Below are 18,505 nucleotides of genomic sequence, written 5' to 3'. Positions count from 1 at the left end.
TTACACTCCCTTCTCCTTTTGCTTCTCATGGTCCAAAATGAAGGATATAATCTCCTTTAATGTTTCCTCCGGTTCATCTGTAAACACGGAATGACTGCTGTTTTCCATGACGACAGCCTTTCCTTTTGGAATCAGGTCTGCAATCTCATAAGTAAATGAAACCGGTGCCACCCAGTCATGCCTGCCTCCGATTACCAATGTTGGACAGGTGATCGTGTGAAGTTCTTCCCGAAAATCAAAAGTCAGCTGTTCCCCGCCAAACCATTGATTTACCGCTTCATAGGACGGGATTCCCCGCCGGATCTCCTCCTCGACCTCCTCTCTGCTTACTTCCCCGGTTCTTACTTTATAAGAGTACAGGTCCATAAAAACCTTATAATATCTGTCATATTCTTCATTATTCGGAAAAGTCCCGTGCCACAAATAGTCTTTACCCATCTGTATTTGTTCCTCCGTCCCGAGTTTTTCTAATTCCGCAATTCCTTTTTCGTGGACGGAATGATCACAAGCCGTAGTGATCAGCACAAGGCCGCTTAAATTTTCCGGATAACGGATTCCATAGGCCTGCCCTACATAACCGCCATAACTCTGCCCCAGAAGGTAGATTTTATCAAGTCCGAGGTATTTTCTGAGCCCCTCGATATCCTCTACATTCTGATCAAGTGTATACTCTTCCTTTTTCGTTCTTTCGCTTCTCCCATTTCCTCTGTAGTCGATATAAACAAGCTGCATATAGTCACTGAGAGGGCTTAATACCGGGCAGTAATCCCCGTGGTCACAGCCGGGCCCGCCGTGTACGACAAAACAGACCGGCTTTTCTTTCATAACGGGGCCTTCCGGCACAAACTGCTTCCCTTCTACATCAAAAAATATCCTTGCTCCGTTTATTTCTGCAAACAATTCCCATCCTCCTTCTTCAAAAACCATTCCATTGAAAGATGTGCCAGAAAGGCGGCACCTTTCATCAATAACGTTTCATCCGTTACAAACCCGGGATGGTGATTCCCATATGGGCTTTCCGGCTCAATAGTCTGATAGAACCAGTAAACACCGGGGCACTGTTCCAGATAACAGGCCATATCATCACTGGCAAGTATCGCACTTTCCAATTCCGATACCTGTTCTTTTCCCCAGAACCGCTGTGCCTGTTCTCTGAAAAATGTAGTACAGGCCGGATCGTTTTCCAGTACCGGATACCCTCTGCTATAATGGATGTCACAGCCTGCGCGCATTGCTTCGGCAGTCTTAGTGCAGATCGTAACGATCCGTTCTTCCATATACGCCCTGAATTTGCTGTCTGTTGTCCTCAAAGCCCCTCTCATGACCACGCTGTCGGAAATGATGTTGTCAGCCGCACCACCATGTACCGATCCAACTGTAAGCACCGCCGGTTCTGTCCCTCTGCGTTCCCTGCTGATTAGTGTCTGCAAAGCCAGAATGATCTGAGCGGCAGTTACTACAGGATCGATTCCCTGCTCCGGCATCGCACCGTGACACCCTTTTCCATGAATTGTAATGGAAAAACTGTCTTTTGCCGCCATCACCGGACCGGATTTCACTCCGATATTCCCCTTTGGCAGTCCCGCAAGGTTTCCTGCATGCTGTCCGAATACAGCCTCCACGGGCCCTTCAAGAATCCCCTGGCCAAGCAGCAGGACAGCCCCTCCCGGTTCCTCTTCCCCCGCCTGAAATAAGAGTCTTACACATCCCTTCATCCGCTGCCTGTACCGCATAAGAATCCGGGCCGCGCCGAGCAGCATCGCCATATGGGCATCATGTCCGCAGCTGTGCATGTTTCCATTTGCTGATGCATATGGAAGCCCCGTCTCCTCTGCCATCTCAAGTCCGTCCATATCGGCACGAAGCAGAATCACCCGGCTTTCATCCCTTCCGCAAATCTTCGCACTGACACTGCTGTGTCCCTCATAATGCACGGGTGTAAGCCCCATTTCCTGTAGTTTTTTCTCTATGTAAGCCTTTGTTTGGGGAAGAAAGAGTCCTGTCTCCGGAATCTGGTGCAGCTCCCTGTAACATGATATGACATAATCTTCATCTGCTCTTTCCCATTTAATCGGATCGTTATTTATCTTCATGCTCTTTCCCGCCTTCAAGGCCAAGCTTCTGGACCCCGAATTCCGGGATCTGGGACCAGGCCTTTCCTTTGCAGCCCGTAATTTCAAAAAAGTGTTTTACTTTTTCTTTGATTCCATTTGTGATTACATCAAAGAAATCATACATGCTGTCCCCCTCAAGTTTTGCTTCCATGAGGGCATCATAGCCAGCCTGCACGATATCTCGTGCAAAGTTGACTTTCGCAATCCCGTTCTGGCAGGCTTTATAGATATTCTCGTCCCCGCTGCCTGAACCGCCGTGCAGGACTAAAGGTACACTGCACCGCTCATGGAGCTCTCTGAGCCTGTCAAACTGGATTTTCGGTGTTCCACGGTATGCCCCGTGTGCAGTTCCCACTGCGACAGCAAGACAGTCGATTCCCGTTTCCTCCACAAAACGCTGTGCTTCGTCAGGATCTGTAAATGCAGTCTTTCCGTCTGTTTCATAATTTTCCCCGTCTCCCACATGCCCCAGTTCCGCCTCTACCGTGACGCCAACGGAATGTGCTATACGCACCAGTTCTTTTACTTCTTTAGCATTCTCGTCAAAGGGGAGTCTGGAACGGTCAATCATAACTGCCGAAAATCCGGCCTGTATTCCTGCCACTGCATCTGCAAAATCGGGGCTGTGGTCCAGACAGAGTGCAACCGGTACGGATGCCTGGTCTGCATAGGTTTTTACCATCCGGCAGTAGAAGAAAGGATCCGGCATTGTATCCACGAAATTAATAAAAATCAAAGGAGACTTCGTTTCTTCTGCCGCCTCGATTGCCGCAATAATGCAAGTTTCATTTTCCCCCAGTACTGCCGGTACTCCGTACCCTTCTTTATAAGCCCTGTCTACTATTTCCTTCATCGTAACGTACATAATGACTCCTCCTCATCCTTCCACATATGAACTGCTACCCTGTATGCCCCGGGAGTACTTGCGGCCTCATAAGCCTTCTGGATGTCATCCAAAGGATAATGCGCCTCGATCAGTCCACTTACTTTTACACGCCCGGAATCGAGCAGGTCTGCCGCTATCTGAATATCACTTAATTCCGCGCCGAAGGTTCCCATCAGGCGCAGCCTTTTATAATGAATCTCATTCGAACCAACCGGGAGGTCAGGTGCCGGGTATCCCGCTGCAAAGAAAAGAATCTTCGTATCCATCTGGGCCAGTTCTAGCGCCTGCCTGTTCGCAGGTGTCACGCCTGCCGCCACAATAATGGAGTTCAGCGCCCTGCCATTAAAAGATTCCCGTATCTGCTCCTGATATCCTGCCTCCCCCGGATGAATCACCGGAAATCCTTCTTTCTTTGCATGTGCTATTTTCTTTTCGTCAACCTCAGTAACCAGAACCTCTGCACCATAGGCCCTTGCTGCCATTGCATTCAAGAGCCCCATCGTCCCCGCACCGATCACCACAACGGTTTCAAAAGGTTTGATATCCAGCATACGGATCCCATGCATAACTGTGGACAAATTCTCCAGAAATCCAATCTCTTCAAAAGGAATATCTGAGTGAAACTTGATCACATTTCTCGCATCCGCCACATAATAATTAGCAAAACCAAAATCCCCCCAGTATCCGTCCTCTGACTGTACCCAGTCGTCCTCTATATTCGTACAGCCCAGAGTATGGCCAAGCCGGCATTCCCGGCACTGCCCGCAGTTCTCATAAGCTACCAGGCCGACTCTGTCGCCAATATTGAGATGACTGCCCGCATTCTTCCCCTTTTTGATGATTACCCCTGCATTTTCATGTCCTCCGGCCATCGGCATTGGCTGATTTTTTCTCGCCCCGGTCCACAGACCGTAATCTGTTGTACAGATATTGCATGTTTCCATCCTGAGCAGAACCTGATCATCCCCCAGAGGCGGGAGCGGCCTTTCATGCACTTCCGCCTGATGTGCAGCTGTGATTACTCCAAACCTCATTCTTTCCTCCATTATGCAGCCTCCTTTTCAATTATTTCTTTATTTTTCTGTTTTTATATTGATTGTTTTCATTATATATGTTAAATATTATATTATTTTCCTTTTTTCTGTTATTTTCTTCCTATTTTTAATTCTGTTTGACGATTCGAAAATAAATATGGTTAATTTTAAGGACATGATAAATTAAGAATTGTCCGGCTTCATCCGGGACAAACTGATAAGATGTATAATATCATGCAGTATGTCATGTACTTTGATGCAGTCATACAAAGACAAGCTCTAATAATTCGAGGAGGTTCCGTATGGATTTACAGATCATTTCATCAAGCCAAAATCTTCCCTATAGGATAGAAATCAAATCCCCGTCTCAGGAAGAACAGCACATTCATCCTGAACTGGAACTGGTTTTTATTTTAAAAGGTTCTGTGGAATATTCTGTGGATTACAAGAAGTACATTCTGAACCAGAGAGATTTTTTCTTTGTAAACAGTCTGGAACTACATCACATTAACTCTTATTCATCCGAGAGCCGGATTTTATGCATACACATCGACCTGCTTGCTTTTACCCGCTTCTATCCGGGGATTACAGATTATCCCTTTCAATACAGGGATACGTTAAACAACAGAGAACATACCGTTTATAAAAATATTTATGCCCAGCTCCATACACTGCTTTATCAATTGGTAGAAAAACCTGACACATTCCTGCTATTGTCGATGTCATGCATCACTAATATTCTCATAGAATTGTGCGAGTCCTGTATTAACATGCAAACTTCTGAGTTGTACGTTAAGAAAGATGAAAAAAGGACCCGGATTATAAACATACTAAGCTATTTGAATGAAAATTATTCGGAGACAATTACCCTTGACATGCTGTCTGAAAAATTCAGTTTAAGCAAACCTTATCTCTCAAAATATTTTAAAACGGTCATGGGAACCGGATTTCTGGATTATGTAAACAGACTTCGTATCCACAAATCACTGGACATGCTGTGTAATACAGAAGAAAGGATTATAGACATCGCACTTGCCAATGGATTTAACACCCAGAAATCTTACAGCCGGGTGTTTCAGAAAGAATTCGGACAGAGCCCTTCCGAATACCGCACGAAGAACCGAAGCTCAAAAAAATCCCCTGACCCGGATCTTATAAAGCCCGTTACAAGAGAAAATCTGATTCAGGATTTTCCACCCGGAAAACAGGTTCCATATACACTGCCGGATGAGGAAATCCGAACTGTCAATATCGGTTTTAACCTGAAAACGGCTGTGGACTGGCCCCTGAAACAGATCTGGAACCGCACGCTGTTTCTCGGCAGTGCTTCATTATGCCTGCATCGCAAGGTACAGAATGAAATCCGTGAGCTGACCGCAGAGATTCCATTCCAGTATATAAGGTTCTATGGAATCTTTTCCGACGACATTTTTTTCTGCAGAGAATCGAAAGACGGTACCTACACCTATTTCTGGGAAGAAATAGATGAATTGTTAGACTTTATATGTAATCTTTCACTGAAACCATTCTTTGTGTTTGGCCCATCCTGCGGATTCTTTGCTACAAAACGCGAACTGCTTGGGATTGTGCCTCAGAATTATGCGATTCTGGCTTCCGGGAAAAAATGGGGCCTTATATTGTCTGATTTCTGTTCCCACTGCATTGAGCGCTATGGCAGGCAGGAAGTAAACAGCTGGAAATTCCAGGTCTGGTCTCTTCCGTCAGAAGGTGCCATGAGAACTTCTGAAACCGCACATGATTTTTTCCGTTTCATGAAAAAAACATATCTGACCATACGCCAGATACTCCCACAGGTGCAGATTGGTTCTCCCGCCCTGCTGCCGGATTATGAAGAAGATTGGCTGGATTCTTTTTTTACTTACTGCAGGGAAGAGCACATTCAATTTGATTTTATGAATGTCTACTTATACACACCTACAAATCCACTCAATCTTAATCATCATTATTATGCACCTTCTGGTTTGACAGATGCGGACTTCACAGACAGTCAGAATTATTTTAATGAATCCACACTGAAAATCATTCATTGTATGCAGCGCAATCAGTGCACAGCACCTCTGATTGCCTCAGAGTGGAACATTAACGACTATCCTCAGGATTACTGCCGGGATACCGTTTTCATGCTTTCTTATCTTCTTCATACCCACCTGAACGCGCCACGGCAGATTGATGAAATTATCTATTCCCTAATGCAGGATTACCCGAACGAACTTATTCCATCAGGGGAAACTTTTTACGGCGGTCCCGGCTTTCTCACTTCTGCCGGGTTAAAAAAGCCAGCCTATACAGGTTTGTGGTTTTTAAATCAATTGGGGGATAAAGAGATCTTCCGCGGTGATTCCTACATTATTACCCGCTCAGGAGAACAGTACCAGTTTATATTCTATAATTACTGTTATTTCAGCAGGACCTTTTTATCAGGGGATAAGGATCTGCTGTCCAGCTTTGACAGATATAATATTTATGAAAAGGGAGAGACGCTGAAACTGAATCTGGTACTCAATCTGGAATCTGGCAATTATAAAACAGAAGCCTATCTCCTCGACAGGCTGCATGGTTCCGTATACGATGCCTGGATGAACATGGGGCATCCCGATTCCATCAGCGGCAGCGTTCACAAATATTTGAAATCAAAGGACGGCCCTCTATTATTCATCGAGACGAAGCAGGTAAAGGAAAATTTATTAATCGAACAAGACGTTCCCGTACATGGTGCAGTGCTCCTTTTAATCGAAAAGCTCTCCTGACAGCTGCCGCCGTCCACATTCCTTATAGCAGAATATGGACGGCACAGCACTCTAAAAAAAGCTCCTGCTTCACTTCTTAAGCCTCGAACATCTTCCCCACCTGCAGCATCCCCCACCCCTGCCGGGCGTATTCCGTCTGTACGCAGGATGCCCGCAGCCTAAGTTTCACTTCCACATTCGTCATATCCGGATATTTGGACAAAAGGCAGGCAATGGCTCCTGATACAACCGGAGTCGCCATCGAAGTCCCGCTCTTTACCACATACGGTTTCTGCCACCGGTTGGTATAGTCTCCGTTGCAGCTCAGAATATTCGTCCCCGGCGCCGACAGATCCGGTTTCACAATGCATTCCTGAGTCGGGCCGTTCCCGGAATAATTCCACTCTCCGGTATTCCCCCTCCCCTGTACCACTGCCCTCCGATCCTCAATCGCCCCCACGGTAATGACCTTCTTACTTGTGCCCGGAACCGCCACGGTTCCCTCTTTCGGGCCATAATTTCCTGCAGATACAACGACAACCAGCCCTTCGTCCCAAAGTGCGTCCACCGCGTCCAGAAGGCGCTTCTCCTGCGCCGCATCCAGTCCCGGCTGGGTCCCCACAGAGATATTCACAATCCGCAGCTTCATCTGCCTGTGGACCGATAGCAGCCAGTCTATGCCTGCAACGACGTGATCAACAGAGCCATTTCCCGTATGGTCCAGTACCTTTCCCATCAGGATTTCCGCCTGAGGGGCCATTCCCCCGTAGATACCAGAGGAAAGTTTCCCGCTTCCGCCGAGAATTCCCGAAACGTGCGTCCCGTGTTTCCCGTCGTCGTATATCTTTTCTTTATTATGAACGAAATCTCGAAATCCGATGATTCTTCTATCAAAATCAGGGTGCAGCGTAATCCCCGTATCAAGGACCGCAACCCGCACACCCTGTCCCAGGCATTTATTTATCAGGATATCCGGGCACCAATACCCTACTGTCTGTTTTACCCATTTCATAGAAACACCTTTTTTAATAAGGTATTCAGAAATCTTGTCCTGCGTCCGCGTCAAACAGGTCCGGTAAAATTTTTTCAAAAACTTTCTCACACATTTGTAACCCGCTACATATTATGAACTGTAATCAAACATATATGGAGGATTTAACATGAGTGATTTAAGTGCTACAAACTGTGGATGTGGATGTGAGAGTAACTGCGGAGGTGGCTGTGGCGGCGGAATGAACTCCTGCCTGTGGATCATCATCCTGCTTTGCTGCTGCGGCGGCGGTTTCGGCGGCGGATGCGGCGGAAACAACTGTGGATGCGGCGGAAATGACAGCTGCCTGTGGATCATCTTACTGCTTTGCTGCTGTGGCGGTTTCGGCGGCGGAAATAGTTGCGGATGCAACAATGGCTGCGGATGCTAATTAGTTCACTGCAATAGAACATTCTAATCTAAAAAGTCCTAAAAATCCCCGGTACAGCTTCCTGTGCCGGGGTTCTTTTATGGCCTTGCCTGATTCTCATGGTTCTGGCTGTTCTTCGCTTTCTGTTCCTTCGTATCTTTATTCTCGTTCAGACGTTTCTTGAGCATGCAGTCCTCATCAATCTCATATACTGCATTACCGTCAATGATTAATTTTCGTTTCATATCAATTACCATTCCCTTTCTATTCCCTATTATAGTATGTAGGAACATTAACTTTAGTCTTTCCAAATCCTCATATTTTTATACTTCCGAACATATATATTTACAACGTTATAATTAGGAGTGCTTATGGAAAAACAACCGCCAAAACCAATGACACCTTTTGATGAACTGGTAATACCGCAGCAGCTTCATATGCTGAAGCTGATCCTTCCCTACACTCCTTCTTCTAATCAGCAGTTCCTTGGGGTCTTTATCAAATTTCTGGAATTGAAAGAAACAATGGCATTTTTTCAGAATTCCGGAAATCCTTTACATACTCAGGCATTCAACCGCAGTTCTCCGCCGACTGCTATGGAAATGCTGCAGGAAATCAAACCCTATATGCCTCCGAAAGAAGCTGAAATGATGGACACTTTTTCGAATATGATGAATATAATGGAAATGGTACAGATGTTTCAGGGAAGCGGGGGTGACACGGGCGGAAGTCCCTTCGGAGACATGTCAGATATGTTCTCCTCCTTTGGCGGGGGATCCGGCGGATTCAATCCGATGGATATGATGATGGGGATGCTGACTCCTGAACAGCAGAATATGTTCCAGATGTACAATCATATGTTTGAGGATGAAATGAACTCAAATGAGATGGGTTCAAATGAAAACAGCACAGATCCTGACGGCACAAAAGACAGCTTTTTCGAGAAAGGAGATGATACAGATGAACGAATGGATGAACAATCCGGCAATGAAGAATATAGACCCGGTTAAGCTGGAGCTGATACAGATGGCAGCTTCCCAGACTTCCGGCAAAAGCGGCAGGGACCTTGCCCCGGTCATGCTTGCCCTGATCACCAATGCCAATAAAAAAGGCATCAGTTTCACAGGGGATGAGATGTCACTGATACTGGAAATCCTCAAAGAAGGCAAATCCAAACAGGAACAGGCCCAGATCGACCAGACTATTAATATGGTCAGTTCAATTATGAAGAAGAAGGGTTAAAAACCTTCTTCTTTTCTCTTAATCCGCATCTCTCTTCTCTTTTCAGCGGCCTCCCACTCTGCGCGCTCTTCCTCCCCTTCCAGAATCAGGCGCGGAACCCTCGTCGGCTTATCATTGTCATCCAGGGCAACCATTGTGAAATAGGCCCGGTTGATCGGACGGCGCATCCCGTCCATGTTCTCCACATAAGTATCCACACGGACTTCCATAGATGTGTTCCCCACGTAAGTCACCTTCCCGATGATCACGATCACATCCTTCTGGTAGGCACCCTGTATGAATCTCAGATTATCTACCGATGCAGTAATAATATTGCCACGCGTGTGGCGCTTTGCCACCAGCCCTGCCACATCATCCAGCCACTGCATCAGGATTCCTCCGAACAAACGTCCTGCCGCATTCAGATGGTTCGGGCGCACCATGTGCACCGTCTCCACCCTTGAATCAGCAACTCTTCTCTCTTCAACCATTACAACAACTCCAATCCGCATTCTGCTGCTATATTTTTATAGAATTCCAAAGTCTGAAGATCCTCACAGAACAGAGGATACTCCAGATTATAATTCCCCCAGACCACCGCTTTATGTCCCGTAAAGTAAAATGTGGAAAACAGCCAGTTTCGCGCTGTAATCCCGGCCAGAAAACCTAAGTTCTCCTCTTGAAGCGGATAGTAGACCCATCCCCGGTCTATCTCAAATTCTGAAAAAACAGACTTTTCTTTCTCATCCAGCCCGGCCTCAAACTGTTCCTTTTGTTCCTTTTCAAGCACCGCATAATAGAAATCTGCGTATGCTTTGTCATTGTTTTCCTCCAGACAGCGCATAAGGAATGCTTCCATCGCCTGCTTTCCGCCTTTCAGTATGACTGACTGATACTGTCTCAGTCCTTCTCCCACGTTCCCGGTCAGGATTGCCCCTTTAGATGCCAGACCTTCTTTACTCATTGATTGAAACATATTAACCTCCCCGGCAGCCAGAAACTCTATGAAATGATACTTCTCTATTATAATCTCTAAAGCAGTCACACTTCAAGGTAATTTTCCGGAATCTGTTGAATTCTCTGTGCCTTTCCTGTAAGATTGAAACATCAGAATCTAAAACCATTTCATTTAAATGAGGGGTTACCCTCTTTACAAAAGGAGATAACACAATGCATAATATCAAATTAACACTGGAATATGACGGTTCCCGCTATCAGGGATGGCAGCGCGCCGCGGGGGAATCCACGAATACGGTTTCCAATAAGCTCTTAGAAGTCATTCACAAAATGACCGCCGAGGATGTGGAATTATACTGCGGGGCAAGAACGGAAGTCGGTGTCCACGCCTATGAGCAGACTGTCAGCTTCAAGACCACCTCAGATATGAAACCATACGAGATTCAGCAGTACCTGAACCGCTATCTCCCGATGGATATCGCCGTGCTCACGGCCGAAGAAATGCCTGAACGCTTCCACGCCTCTTTAAATGCGGTTTCCAAAACATATCTGTACCGTATCGCCATAGGTGATGTCCCCAGCGTATTTGAGCGCAAATACACCTATTACGCCTTCAAGACACCGGATATCACGGTTATGCAGCAGGCGGCAATCCAACTGATCGGTAAACACGATTTCAAGAACTTTTCTACCGTAAAAAAGAGCAAGTCCACGGAAAAAGAAATGTATGAGATTAAAATTTATGGCGATGCCGATGAAATACAGATTTCCATGCGTGCAAAGGACTTCCTGCACAACATGCCCAGAATAATCGCCGGCACACTGCTTGACATCGGTCTGGGAAAGAGAAAGAAGGAATGCATCGAAGCCATCTTCTCCGGCGGGGAAGCAGCCAGCGCACCATGCGATCCCAAAGGACTGTTTCTTCAGGAAATCGAATATTAAAAGAGGGGCTTTACGGCCCCTCATTATTATTTTTATAAAATATCAATATGTTCCCCTGCCAGTGCCTTATTCATGCTGCGCACCGCACAAAATTTCCCGCACATGGAACAGGTATCCTCGTGTTCCGGCTTCCGCTCATCACGAATCCGTCTTGCCGTATCCGGGTCTATTGCACAGTCAAACTGCGCCTCCCAGTCCAGTTTTCTTCTTGCATCCGCCATTTTGTCATCGATTTCGCGTGCACCTCTTACCCCTTTCGCAATATCCGCTGCATGGGCAGCGATCTTGGAGGCGATGATCCCCTGCTTCACGTCCTCCACATTCGGCAGTGCCAGATGTTCCGCCGGAGTCACATAACAGAGGAATGCCGCACCGGAGGCCGCCGCGATGGCACCGCCGATGGCAGATGTGATATGGTCATAGCCCGGCGCAATATCCGTCACGAGAGGTCCCAGCACATAGAACGGTGCCCCCTGGCAGACAGACTGCTGTACCTTCATGTTCGCGGCGATCTGGTCCATCGGCATGTGGCCCGGCCCTTCCACCATCACCTGCACATCCTTCTCCCACGCCCGTTTCGTCAGTTCCCCGAGGCGCACGAGTTCTTCAATCTGGCAGACATCCGTGGCGTCCGCAAGACATCCCGGCCTGCATGCATCCCCAAGAGAAATCGTAACGTCATATTCACGGCAGATATCCAGAATCTCATCATAATATTCGTAAAATGGATTTTCCTCCCCAGTCATGCACATCCATGCAAACACAAGGGAACCTCCCCTTGAAACAATATTCATTTTCCGCTTGTGGTTCTTGATCTGGTCAATCGTTTTCCGGCTGATACCGCAGTGCAGCGTCACGAAATCCACCCCGTCCTCCGCATGCAGACGTATCACATCAATAAAATCTTTTGCAGTCAGTGAATCCAGATCCCGCTGGTAGTGGATCACGGAGTCATAGATCGGAACCGTCCCAATCATTGCCGGGCACTCACTTGTCAGTTTCCGCCTGAACGGAATGGTATTCCCGTGGGAAGAAAGGTCCATGATGGCATGCGCCCCCATATTAGCGGCCTCCATCACCTTCTCCATCTCCACATTATAATCCTTGCAGTCTCTGGAAACACCCAGATTCACATTGATCTTCGTCTTCAGCATAGATCCCACACCCTCGGGGTCAATACAGGTATGCCTCTTGTTCGCGCAGATCACCACCCTGCCGGAAGCTACAAGAGGAAGAAGTTCTTCCACTGTCATAAGCTCCTTTTCAGCCACAGTCTTAAGTTCTTTCGTCACGATACCCTTTCGTGCCGCCTCCATTTGTGTTGCATAATTTTCCATTTCTCTTTACGTCCTTTCTTGAATCGTCTTTAATTTGTAATTAGATTCTGATGGATTCAAGTAAGCCACGCGGATGAATACGTAATCGAGGTGCGGGATTCCCCGGATATTGCTTTTAAAAAAGAAAAACTGCTGCAATGCAACATGAGCATTACAGCAGTAAAATCCATTCACCCTCTGTATATCCCTACGTTGGCATTATCCAAATCAGGTTCATGGGTCTAAGCGATTCAGCTTACTCTCAGCCCGCTTGATACGCGAGCTCCCCTGTTTACGTTTTTTATTATACTATGCGGCCTGTCTTCTGACAAGAGAAAACTGACGATTTTTCTACCACGATTTTTCCATGTTCCAAATTATGGTGTAAACCCTAAAGGAAAAGCCCTGTAATATGAAACGCCAGAAAACTTACTATCCAGGCAACCGCCAGCTGGAACAGAACGATCCCGAGTGTGACTTTTCTGCTGCCCACTTCCCGTCTGATCGTCGCAATCGTAGCCGTACATGGCACATACAGCAGGCAGAATACCATCAGTGCATAGGCATTTGCCGCGCCGAACCCCATTGCGCCCAGTGTCCCTACGAAGCTTGTCATCCCGTGGGCCGTAGTGATGTTCTGAATCCCGAACAGAACACTGCAGCTGGATACAACGACTTCCTTCGCCGCGACTCCGGCAATCAGCGCAACCACGATCTGCCAGTAACCCAGCCCGAGCGGCTTAAATACCGGTACAATGGCCTTTCCCACGATGGAGCCAAAGCTCTGGCTGATGTCCGTCACATACCCGGACATGCCGAAGTTCAGAATAAACCACATGATGATTGAAGCGATAAAGATAACCGTACCGGCTTTTGAAAGGTAATCCTTCACCTTTTCCCACACATAAATCGCAATCGTCCTTGCGTTCGGAGTCTTGTACTCTGGCAGCTCGATGAGCAGCGCATGCTCTGCCTTGCTTCCGTCAATCTTGGACAGAATAAATGCCGTCGTAATCGCCACGACAATTCCGAGGATATACATGGAATAACAGGCCAGCATTGCATTTTTCCCGAAAAACATGGAAGAAAACAGTACATAAATGGGAAGTCTTGCGCTGCATGACATAAACGGCGTTACCAGAATCGTCTTCAGCCTGTCCTTTCTGTGCTCCAGTGCACGGGAAGCCATAATCGCCGGAACCGAGCATCCAAATCCGAGCAGCATCGGAAGAAACGCCCTCCCAGACAATCCAAGATGCCCCATGATGTCATCCATGACAAAGGCCACCCTCGCCATGTATCCGCTGTCTTCCAGAAAAGCCAGTGCCAGAAACAGGATAAAGATGTTCGGCAGAAACGTCAGGATGCCTCCCACTCCGGAAATGATCCCGTCTACAATCAGCGACTGCAGCATGGAACTGACGTGCCATGCCTCCAGCAGATTCCCGGCTCCCCCCGAGATCCACTCGAGGGCAATCTCAAAGTAGCCTTTCAGCCAGTCTCCGACCGTGAATGTCAGAAAGAATACAAGCGCCATGATCCCGAGGAAAATCGGAAGCCCCAGCCATTTACTGGTCATGTACCTGTCGATCTTATCCGTCCGTTCCTCTTTCTTGTTCTTATTTACCAGCGTCTCCTGAATCACTTCTTCTATAAAGTCATACTTCTGGTTAATTATATCCTTCTCATAGCTTCGGTCCAGTACTGCGGGCATATCAAGAGGATGATTCTCCATGACCGCCTTATCCTGCTCCAGCATCTTGATCGCATGCCACCGCTTATTCTCAACCTCTGGATAATTCTTGTTCAACTGCGTGATGATCTGGTCGATCTTGTCCTCAATATCGTCGTGATATACCATCGCATACTCGCTGTGATGATTGTGTATGTGTCCTGTCTTCTGCGGATGGTGGTGGATAAACGGGCTCTGTTTTGCAAAATCCTTGTGATGTGCCACCGCATGCATCAGAATCTCCAGCCCGGTTTTCTTTCTGGCAGAAACCGGAATCGCCGGAATCCCCAGCATCTCCGGAAGGCGGTGCAGGTCGATCTCCATACCCCGCTCTTCCACAATGTCCATCATATTCAGTGCCAGCACCACCGGTTTGCCAAGCTCAATCAGCTGCAGTGTCAGGTAAAGGTTCCTTTCCAGACAGGAAGCATCTACAACGTCGACGATGACATCCACTTCCTCGCTCATAATACATTCCCTGGACACCTTTTCTTCCATTGTATAAGAGGTCAGGCTGTAAATACCGGGCAGGTCGATCAGCTTGAACTCCTGCTCCTTGTAGAATGCCTTCCCTTCCTTCTTCTCAACCGTAACTCCCGGCCAGTTCGCCACCTTCAGGTTCGCCCCTGTATAGGCATTGAACAGCGTCGTCTTCCCGCAGTTCGGATTCCCGATAAATCCTACATTAATAATCTCTTTGCTCATTGTGCTGCCTCCTCCACGGTAATGTGATCCGCGATCCGCCGCCCCATTGCAAAGCGTGTTCCGCGAAACCGGACAGTGACAGCCCCTTTTTTATCATTGTTTAAAATGGTGATCTTTGAACCAGTGGTAAGCCCCAGCGCCTCCAGCCTTCTCTCCAGATTCAGTTCAATATCAATCTCCTGAACCCGGTACGTTTGATTGTTCTTTCCCTCTTTTAACCTCATGGCCGCTCCTGTAAGTATGTTTCTTTCGTATTTTTGTAATTGATAATTATTATCTATTAGCAATTATAAAACTTTTACTGCAATAAGTCAAACACATTGACAATTTCCGCCATAACAGTTTTCTTAAAATTATTACTATGCAAAAAACATCTAACATTCCGGATTCGGAAGAATTAATATTCGATTTTCACAACCCCTCCCTTTTTCCATGCTTCCGTTGTAGCAAAACCAATCTGTGTCGATTTTGTCCCGTCATATACCGTTACTTCCGGCTTCCTTCCTGATTCCACACAGTCAATGAATTCCTGCATCTCCAATAAGTAAGACTGGGCAAATCTTTCCGGGAATCCACTGACACATTCAACAACGGCACCAGCCTTGTCATAGATCATGCACAGATTTTTCTGCGGTACAGGGCTGATACGCAGTGATCCTTCTGTTCCGATTATCTCTGTCTCTACATGGTAGCCATGAGCCGCCGTCCGTCCTACATGTACGAATCCCAGAGCACCATTTTCACAGCGGTATGTCGCAATCCCAGTTTCGTCATCTCCCGCCTCTCTAAATTCCGGATGCTTAAATGTCGCTCCGGCAGCATATACCTCTGCCGGATCTGATCCAAGGAACCATCTCATCAGGTCAATATCATGGATTGCCATGTCAATAAAAATACCTCCGCTTGTAGATGCAAATTTTATTGCACCTTCTACAAGGGCCTCCGGATCAATTCCGGCAGCTTTTACCATGTATGGTATTCCAATTGCACCCTCTTCAATTTTTTTCTTTGCATATGTATAAGACGGATCAAAACGGCGCATGAACCCAAGGAAGAATATCTGTTCAGGATGGCGCTCAACTGCTTCCTCTGCCAGTCTGCACTCCTCCACATTTACCCCGAGTGGTTTGTCCGAAAAAACATGTTTTCCTCTATCTAATGCTGCTGCAATCTGCCAACAGTGTTCACCGCTTGTTGTTACAATTGCCACTGCATCTATGTCTGCCTTTTCCAGCATCTCACGATAATCAGTATACACATCTGACACACCCAGCTCATTTCTGGCATATTCCAATTCTTCCGGTACTATGGAACAAGCTGCTGTCAGTTTAGCATTTGGAATCTGAAAAGCGATATTATTTGCATGAACTTTTCCCAGCCTGCCTAATCCTGCAATACCTACTTTTACCTTTTTCATATCAAAACACCTCTTTCATTTTATTTGGCATTCCAGCCGGTTTACCCCTGGGAACCTTTTCTTCCCTGATCCACACACTCATTTCGTTTTCCCCGCGGTTTGCCCAGCTATAATACGGGACCCATTTTATTTTTTTCTTTACCTTCTCTGTCTCGAAATGCCTGCTTAGATATAGAGGCATATCTGAATGCCCTAAATCCAGTTTCATCCCACATGTGTGCAGAGTACCTACTCCGCCTAACAGGTTTTCTTCGTAACTATACTGTATCTCTTCATCTTCCTTCAATTCCAACAGGTGAAGGCAGTCCCCGTTGTCGGCCCCTTCCATACAATAGATCAGCGGCCCTCTGGAAAGTGCTGTCTTTCCGTTTTCGTTGCTTACATGCGGATTCGCATACCATCTTTTCGGTTTCATCTCAAATTCAATCTGGATATGGTCAGCTGCAAAAGCCTTTTCAAAAAAGACATACCCATTTTTCACCTCCAAAGATAAAGTCCTGCCATTCATCTTGATCATATAGTTATCTGTCCACCCCGGTATGCGTACTGCAAAGGTCATTGGTTCCTCTGCTGTGCTGCCGATAATAAATTCTACGTTTCCATCCCAGGGATAGTTTGTCTTCTGCATAATTGTACATTCACCTTTTGGCATCTGAAAACTGCTTTCGCAGTTCATAAACAGATTTGCCAGAATGGTATTTTCTTTCTGGATATACACATACTCATCTACAGATGCAAGAAGTCTCGCCAGATTCGGGGGACAGCAGGCACATCCCAGCCACTGTGGACGCACTGGTTTTACATGGCTCTTGCCCGGATCTTTTTTCACCTTCTCTGGAACCACTTCCAACGGATTCACATAAAAGAAATGTTTCCCGTCCAGAGCCATGCCCGCAAGAACCGTATTATACAGAGCTCTCTCCATGACATCCGCATACTCCCCGTATGTCTCATTCTTCAGCATCTGGTGAGCAAAGAATACAAGACCTATTGACGCGCATGTCTCACAGTACATGGTATCATCGGGAAGGTCATAATCCGTTGTAAATGCTTCTCCGTGGACTGTAGACCCGATACCGCCTGTGATGTACATTCTTTTATCCACGATATTCCTCCACAATTTCCGGCATGCCTCCAGCATTTTTTCGTTTTTCGTCTCCCGTGCAACCTGTGCCATAGCTGTACAGAGATACACCAGCCGGACTGCATGGCCCTCTGCCGTTGTCTGTTCAAGTGCAGGCTTGTGGACCTGATAATATTCAAGCGGCCATTGATCCATTCCTTCTATAAGCGGTGGTCTCTGTTCTTCTGCCTTCTGCCTTGAAAGGAAATAAGGATCTTTCCCTCTTTCCTCAAGAAAATAGCAGCTTAACTGCAGATAGCGCTTATCTCCAGTGGCCTCATACAACCTGAGCAGGCCGATTTCCACTTCCTCGTGTCCGTCATAGCCATGAATTTTTCCTTCTTCTCTTCCGAAATTCCGGTCTATACAGTCCGCAAGACAGCATGCCGTGTCAAGTACCTTTTGATTTTTCACCGCATCATAATATGCCACGGCAGCTTCCATAAAATGTCCTGCACAGTATAATTCGTGACTTTCATTCAGACAGCGGTACTTCCTTTCCGGCGCATCAATCGTAAAATATGTACTCAGGTACCCGTCATCCTCCTGTGCTTCAGCGATGAGGTCCACTACCTCATCGGCAAGGTCCTTCAGGTTCTCATCCATTTTCTCCTTCAGGGAATATGCCACTGCCTCCAGCCATTTATACACATCACTGTCCTGGAATATCCACCCGTAATGGTGTCCCTGCTCCCGGCCTGCTGCAATCTTAAAATTCATGATCGCATGGCTCTTTTCAAGGAGTAGTGTATTATCATTACGCTCTTTTTCTATTTTAATATCAATGCTGTCGTTTAAAACATTCCACTGGTATGGTATCATCTCTTTTCGAATCAGTTCTCTGTATCTGAGCCAGAACTTATCCTGAATAATTACTTTCTTTTCCATTGGTTATCTCCCATTCTTAT

Annotated in this window: 18 protein-coding genes and 1 riboswitch; of the genes, 5 read left to right on the top strand and 13 right to left on the bottom strand. The window is 46.7% G+C overall.

The features are described 5' to 3' along the window. Genes ABIN22_RS07515 through ABIN22_RS07500 form a run of 4 tightly spaced genes read right to left on the bottom strand, consistent with a single transcriptional unit; the run spans position 1 to position 4,046 of the window. A complete protein-coding gene (locus tag ABIN22_RS07515; RefSeq protein WP_346907698.1) occupies positions 1–900 on the bottom strand; it encodes an alpha/beta fold hydrolase in 900 nt (299 codons plus the stop codon). Further along, entirely contained in the window at positions 885–2,093 is a 1,209-nt protein-coding gene (locus tag ABIN22_RS07510; protein WP_346907696.1) for a M20 metallopeptidase family protein, read from the bottom strand. The genes ABIN22_RS07515 and ABIN22_RS07510 overlap by 16 nt, the downstream gene beginning before the upstream one ends. Beyond that, positions 2,080–2,979 carry a class II fructose-bisphosphate aldolase gene (locus ABIN22_RS07505; RefSeq protein ID WP_346907694.1) on the bottom strand — a complete coding sequence of 300 codons (900 nt, stop codon included), beginning with the start codon at positions 2,977–2,979 and terminating at the stop codon, positions 2,080–2,082. Before ABIN22_RS07505 ends, ABIN22_RS07510 begins: the two co-directional genes overlap by 14 nt. Beyond that, positions 2,964–4,046 (bottom strand): zinc-dependent alcohol dehydrogenase, encoded by a 1,083-nt coding sequence (locus ABIN22_RS07500; RefSeq protein WP_346907692.1) that lies wholly within the window; start codon positions 4,044–4,046, stop codon positions 2,964–2,966. Before ABIN22_RS07500 ends, ABIN22_RS07505 begins: the two co-directional genes overlap by 16 nt. A gap of 290 nt (positions 4,047–4,336) precedes the next feature. Between ABIN22_RS07500 and ABIN22_RS07495 the strand changes: the two genes are divergently transcribed. Next, complete coding sequence (locus tag ABIN22_RS07495; RefSeq protein WP_109732010.1) at positions 4,337–6,802, top strand: GH39 family glycosyl hydrolase; 2,466 nt, start codon at positions 4,337–4,339, stop codon at positions 6,800–6,802. A gap of 76 nt (positions 6,803–6,878) precedes the next feature. Here the strand turns inward: ABIN22_RS07495 and ABIN22_RS07490 are convergent, their stop codons facing one another. Continuing rightward, positions 6,879–7,793, bottom strand: coding sequence for a S8 family peptidase (locus tag ABIN22_RS07490; RefSeq protein WP_109732180.1), 915 nt, complete (start codon positions 7,791–7,793; stop codon positions 6,879–6,881). A gap of 148 nt (positions 7,794–7,941) precedes the next feature. Here ABIN22_RS07490 and ABIN22_RS07485 point away from each other — a divergent pair, with 148 nt between their 5' ends. Then, positions 7,942–8,202, top strand: a complete 261-nt coding sequence (locus ABIN22_RS07485) for a chorion class high-cysteine HCB protein 13 (protein WP_118620668.1) — start codon at positions 7,942–7,944, stop codon at positions 8,200–8,202. A gap of 77 nt (positions 8,203–8,279) precedes the next feature. On the opposite strand, the gene ABIN22_RS07480 is transcribed toward ABIN22_RS07485, so the two are convergent. Beyond that, positions 8,280–8,426, bottom strand: a complete 147-nt coding sequence (locus ABIN22_RS07480) for a hypothetical protein (RefSeq protein ID WP_181368741.1) — start codon at positions 8,424–8,426, stop codon at positions 8,280–8,282. A gap of 126 nt (positions 8,427–8,552) precedes the next feature. On the opposite strand from ABIN22_RS07480, the gene ABIN22_RS07475 reads away from it, so the two are divergent. Next, positions 8,553–9,191: a hypothetical protein gene (locus ABIN22_RS07475; RefSeq protein ID WP_181368740.1), complete on the top strand. Its 639-nt coding sequence runs from the start codon at positions 8,553–8,555 to the stop codon at positions 9,189–9,191. After that, positions 9,142–9,423, top strand: coding sequence for a hypothetical protein (locus ABIN22_RS07470; RefSeq protein WP_109732008.1), 282 nt, complete (start codon positions 9,142–9,144; stop codon positions 9,421–9,423). The genes ABIN22_RS07475 and ABIN22_RS07470 overlap by 50 nt, the downstream gene beginning before the upstream one ends. Here ABIN22_RS07470 and ABIN22_RS07465 read toward each other — a convergent pair. Both ABIN22_RS07465 and ABIN22_RS07460 read right to left on the bottom strand, forming a co-directional pair. After that, the gene (locus ABIN22_RS07465; protein WP_109732007.1) at positions 9,420–9,893 is read right to left on the bottom strand and encodes an acyl-CoA thioesterase; all 474 of its coding nucleotides are present in this window, start codon (positions 9,891–9,893) and stop codon (positions 9,420–9,422) included. The genes ABIN22_RS07470 and ABIN22_RS07465 overlap by 4 nt on opposite strands. Further along, positions 9,893–10,378 (bottom strand): hypothetical protein, encoded by a 486-nt coding sequence (locus tag ABIN22_RS07460; protein WP_346907689.1) that lies wholly within the window; start codon positions 10,376–10,378, stop codon positions 9,893–9,895. The genes ABIN22_RS07465 and ABIN22_RS07460 overlap by 1 nt, the downstream gene beginning before the upstream one ends. A 194-nt stretch (positions 10,379–10,572) precedes the next feature. On the opposite strand from ABIN22_RS07460, the gene truA reads away from it, so the two are divergent. Next, entirely contained in the window at positions 10,573–11,304 is a 732-nt protein-coding gene (gene truA / locus ABIN22_RS07455; RefSeq protein ID WP_346907687.1) for a tRNA pseudouridine(38-40) synthase TruA, read from the top strand. A gap of 32 nt (positions 11,305–11,336) precedes the next feature. On the opposite strand, the gene thiC is transcribed toward truA, so the two are convergent. The 5 genes from thiC to ABIN22_RS07430 form a co-directional block, all read right to left on the bottom strand. Beyond that, positions 11,337–12,641, bottom strand: coding sequence for a phosphomethylpyrimidine synthase ThiC (gene thiC / locus ABIN22_RS07450; protein WP_346907685.1), 1,305 nt, complete (start codon positions 12,639–12,641; stop codon positions 11,337–11,339). Between the two features lie 167 nt (positions 12,642–12,808). After that, positions 12,809–12,921: riboswitch (TPP riboswitch) on the bottom strand. A gap of 90 nt (positions 12,922–13,011) precedes the next feature. Continuing rightward, positions 13,012–15,057 carry a ferrous iron transport protein B gene (feoB, locus tag ABIN22_RS07445; protein WP_346907683.1) on the bottom strand — a complete coding sequence of 682 codons (2,046 nt, stop codon included), beginning with the start codon at positions 15,055–15,057 and terminating at the stop codon, positions 13,012–13,014. Further along, the gene (locus ABIN22_RS07440) at positions 15,054–15,281 is read right to left on the bottom strand and encodes a FeoA family protein (RefSeq protein ID WP_109732002.1); all 228 of its coding nucleotides are present in this window, start codon (positions 15,279–15,281) and stop codon (positions 15,054–15,056) included. The genes feoB and ABIN22_RS07440 overlap by 4 nt, the downstream gene beginning before the upstream one ends. Positions 15,282–15,454: 173 nt before the next feature. After that, a complete protein-coding gene (locus ABIN22_RS07435) occupies positions 15,455–16,474 on the bottom strand; it encodes a Gfo/Idh/MocA family protein (RefSeq protein WP_346907681.1) in 1,020 nt (339 codons plus the stop codon). Between the two features lies 1 nt (position 16,475). Further along, positions 16,476–18,485, bottom strand: a complete 2,010-nt coding sequence (locus tag ABIN22_RS07430) for a glycoside hydrolase family 127 protein (protein WP_346907679.1) — start codon at positions 18,483–18,485, stop codon at positions 16,476–16,478. Positions 18,486–18,505 lie beyond the last annotated feature (20 nt).

The sequence above is a fragment of the Faecalicatena orotica genome, assembly GCF_905197545.1.
Classification (GTDB): Bacteria; Bacillota; Clostridia; order Lachnospirales; family Lachnospiraceae; genus Faecalicatena_A; species Faecalicatena_A orotica.
The sequence above is the reverse complement of the archived record's forward strand: the minus strand, read 5'-3'. Positions and strand labels throughout refer to the sequence as shown.

Excerpts from the sequence above, each read along its gene's own strand:
- ABIN22_RS07510 (WP_346907696.1), bottom strand. The coding sequence starts at position 2,093 with ATGAAGATAAATAACGATCCGATTAAATGGGAAAGAGCAGATGAAGAT.
- ABIN22_RS07505 (WP_346907694.1), bottom strand. The coding sequence starts at position 2,979 with ATGTACGTTACGATGAAGGAAATAGTAGACAGGGCTTATAAAGAAGGG.
- ABIN22_RS07500 (WP_346907692.1), bottom strand. The coding sequence starts at position 4,046 with ATGGAGGAAAGAATGAGGTTTGGAGTAATCACAGCTGCACATCAGGCG.
- ABIN22_RS07495 (WP_109732010.1), top strand. The coding sequence starts at position 4,337 with ATGGATTTACAGATCATTTCATCAAGCCAAAATCTTCCCTATAGGATA.
- ABIN22_RS07490 (WP_109732180.1), bottom strand. The coding sequence starts at position 7,793 with ATGAAATGGGTAAAACAGACAGTAGGGTATTGGTGCCCGGATATCCTG.
- ABIN22_RS07485 (WP_118620668.1), top strand. The coding sequence starts at position 7,942 with ATGAGTGATTTAAGTGCTACAAACTGTGGATGTGGATGTGAGAGTAAC.
- ABIN22_RS07480 (WP_181368741.1), bottom strand. The coding sequence starts at position 8,426 with ATGAAACGAAAATTAATCATTGACGGTAATGCAGTATATGAGATTGAT.
- ABIN22_RS07475 (WP_181368740.1), top strand. The coding sequence starts at position 8,553 with ATGGAAAAACAACCGCCAAAACCAATGACACCTTTTGATGAACTGGTA.
- ABIN22_RS07470 (WP_109732008.1), top strand. The coding sequence starts at position 9,142 with ATGAACGAATGGATGAACAATCCGGCAATGAAGAATATAGACCCGGTT.
- ABIN22_RS07465 (WP_109732007.1), bottom strand. The coding sequence starts at position 9,893 with ATGGTTGAAGAGAGAAGAGTTGCTGATTCAAGGGTGGAGACGGTGCAC.
- ABIN22_RS07460 (WP_346907689.1), bottom strand. The coding sequence starts at position 10,378 with ATGTTTCAATCAATGAGTAAAGAAGGTCTGGCATCTAAAGGGGCAATC.
- truA (WP_346907687.1), top strand. The coding sequence starts at position 10,573 with ATGCATAATATCAAATTAACACTGGAATATGACGGTTCCCGCTATCAG.
- thiC (WP_346907685.1), bottom strand. The coding sequence starts at position 12,641 with ATGGAAAATTATGCAACACAAATGGAGGCGGCACGAAAGGGTATCGTG.
- feoB (WP_346907683.1), bottom strand. The coding sequence starts at position 15,057 with ATGAGCAAAGAGATTATTAATGTAGGATTTATCGGGAATCCGAACTGC.
- ABIN22_RS07440 (WP_109732002.1), bottom strand. The coding sequence starts at position 15,281 with ATGAGGTTAAAAGAGGGAAAGAACAATCAAACGTACCGGGTTCAGGAG.
- ABIN22_RS07435 (WP_346907681.1), bottom strand. The coding sequence starts at position 16,474 with ATGAAAAAGGTAAAAGTAGGTATTGCAGGATTAGGCAGGCTGGGAAAA.
- ABIN22_RS07430 (WP_346907679.1), bottom strand. The coding sequence starts at position 18,485 with ATGGAAAAGAAAGTAATTATTCAGGATAAGTTCTGGCTCAGATACAGA.